A 2,686-nucleotide genomic window follows, 5' to 3' on the forward strand; every position below is an offset into this window, starting at 1 on the left:
CGTATTTGCAGACTTTGTCGCAAAATACGTCTTTCAACGTTTCAGCGCATCCTAATGCTGGATTGCCAAACGCCTTTGGAGAATACGACGAAACACCAGAGCAAATGCAAGTTTTTATAAAAGAATATTTAGATGATAATTTAATAAACATAATTGGCGGTTGCTGCGGAACAACTCCGGCACACATTAAGTTGATTGCCGATATTGCAAAGGATTATAAACCGAGAGTTTCGAGTGCAACAATGTAAAATAAAGATGCGTTTATTGCGTCAGAATTATAGCCGACCTCCAAAAGTGCAAGCTTAAAGCTTGCGCTCGCAATCAAAGAATAAACACAACAATTAAAATATGACCAAAGAATCGGCATTAAAACTATTCGAGCAAAAGCAAGTTCGTTCTTTATGGAATGATGACGAGGAGCAATGGTATTTTTCAATTGTGGATGTCATTTCTGTATTGACTGATTCCAAAAACACTACGGATTATTTGAAGAAAATTAGAAAACGAGATCCTGAATTGGGGAGCTACATAGGGACAAATTGTCCCCAGGTAAATATGTTGTCTAATGGAAAAAATCGTAAAACATTAGCTGGAAAAACAACAGCTATTTTTAGACTTATTCAATCGGTGCCATCACCTAACGCAGAGCCTTTTAAACTTTGGTTAGCCAAAGTAGGAAGTGAAAGACTAGACGAAATAGCTGACCCCGAAAAAGGAATCGACCGATTAATGGAAACCTACCTCAAGAAAGGATATTCTAAAGAATGGGTCAACCAAAGATTGAAAAGTATAGAAGTTCGTAAAGATCTTACTGACGAATGGGAAATACGAGGCGTGAAAAAAGGACAGGAGTTTGCAATATTGACAGATGAAATAACCAAGGCTTGGAGTGGACTTTCGGTTAAGGAATATAAAAATTTGAAGGATTTAAAAAAAGAAAATCTTCGGGATAATATGACCAATTTAGAGTTGGTTTTAAATATGCTTGCAGAAGCTACGACAACAGAAATCAGCAAAGAAAAAAAGCCAGTTACCTTTCAGCAAAATAAAAAAATCGCCAATCAAGGTGGAACTATTGCAGGAAATACTCGAAAAGAAATTGAAGACAAAACAGGAAAAAAAATAGTTAGTCCCGTTAGTGCAAAAAAGCTTTTGGAATAAATGATTAACAAAAACGAACTACAAGTTTTTAAAAAAGTAGCTATAAATAAGTTCAAACCTACAAGGTTTAAAACCTTGCAGGATCAAATAAAATAAAAATGGCAGAAAAGAGAAGAAACCTTGTTTTATCAGGATTAGAGCCTTTAATCATTACGCCCGAAAGCGTATTTGTAAACATTGGCGAACGAACGAACGTTACAGGTTCTCGAAAATTTCTTCGATTAATCAAGGAAGAGAAATACGATGAAGCATTAAGCATTGCTAAAGAGCAGGTAGAAGGTGGCGCACAAATCATCGATATTAATATGGATGAAGGAATGCTCGATGGCGAATACGCCATGACCAAATTTTTGAATTTAATTGCTGCCGAACCCGATATATCGCGTGTGCCTATTATGATTGATAGCTCGAAATGGGATATTATCGAAGCAGGTTTAAAAGTCGTTCAAGGGAAAAGTGTAGTTAACTCCATTTCGTTAAAAGAAGGCGAAGAACAGTTTATAAAGCACGCCAAACTCATCAAACGCTATGGTGCTGCTGTGATTGTGATGGCTTTTGACGAAACGGGTCAAGCCGATAATTTTGACCGTAGGGTTGAAATTTGCCAACGTTCGTATAATATTTTGGTCAATAAAGCAAATTTTCCACCTCAAGATATTATTTTCGATTTGAATATATTTCCCGTAGCAACCGGAATGGAAGAACACCGAATGAATGCTTTGGATTTCTTTAGAGGAACTAAATGGGTTCGGGAAAATTTGCCTCACGCACACATAAGCGGTGGTGTGAGTAATGTGTCGTTTTCGTTTAGAGGAAATGATACGGTTCGAGAAGCGATGCACTCTGTTTTCTTGTACCACGCTATCAAAAATGGAATGACGATGGGAATTGTAAACCCAGAGATGCTTTCTATTTACGATGAAATCCCAAAAGATTTGTTGGAGCACGTAGAAGATGTAATCCTAAACCTTCGTGATGATGCCACCGAAAGGCTGTTGGATTTTGCTGAGAATGTAAAAGGAGATGTCAAAAGCAATGAGAAAGCGATTCAAGAATGGCGTTCTGGAACCGTTCAAGAGCGTATTACGCATTCGCTAGTAAAAGGAGTCGATGCTTTTATAGAACTAGATGTAGAAGAAGCGCGATTGGCAGCTACAAAACCAATCGAAGTAATTGAAATCAACCTGATGACAGGGATGAATGTCGTTGGAGATTTGTTCGGTTCAGGAAAAATGTTTTTGCCACAAGTGGTAAAATCAGCCCGTGTTATGAAAAAAGCTGTGGCGTATTTGTTGCCGTATATCGAAGCAGCAAAACAAGTTGGCGACAAACAAGGGAACGGAAAAATATTGATGGCAACCGTAAAAGGCGATGTACACGATATTGGAAAAAACATTGTAAGCGTGGTTTTGGCTTGTAATAATTACGAAATCATTGATCTTGGGGTTATGGTTCCACCAGAGAAAATTATCGCTGCGGCCATTGAACACGAGGTTGATATTATTGGATTGAGCGGATTGATTAC

3 protein-coding genes are annotated in these 2,686 nt (G+C 37.9%); all 3 read left to right on the forward strand.

The window, feature by feature from the left end; genetic code table 11:
- Window positions 1-248, forward strand: a 248-nt coding sequence (locus ACKVOD_RS06435; RefSeq protein ID WP_409208645.1) for a homocysteine S-methyltransferase family protein, incomplete at its 5' end; no start/stop codon positions are given.
- A 100-nt stretch (window positions 249-348) separates the two neighbouring features.
- Window positions 349-1,161, forward strand: a complete 813-nt coding sequence (locus ACKVOD_RS06440) for a BRO family protein (protein WP_409208646.1) — start codon at window positions 349-351, stop codon at window positions 1,159-1,161.
- A 98-nt stretch (window positions 1,162-1,259) separates the two neighbouring features.
- On the forward strand, window positions 1,260-2,686 hold a 1,427-nt coding region (locus ACKVOD_RS06445; protein ID WP_409208647.1), incomplete at its 3' end, for a dihydropteroate synthase.

The sequence above is a fragment of the Flavobacterium sp. genome (assembly GCF_046155325.1).
Classification (GTDB): Bacteria; Bacteroidota; Bacteroidia; order Flavobacteriales; family Flavobacteriaceae; genus Flavobacterium.

What these genes read in the sequence shown, in the direction of transcription:
- ACKVOD_RS06440 (WP_409208646.1), top strand. Translation starts at nt 349, where the DNA reads ATGACCAAAGAATCGGCATTAAAACTATTCGAGCAAAAGCAAGTTCGT.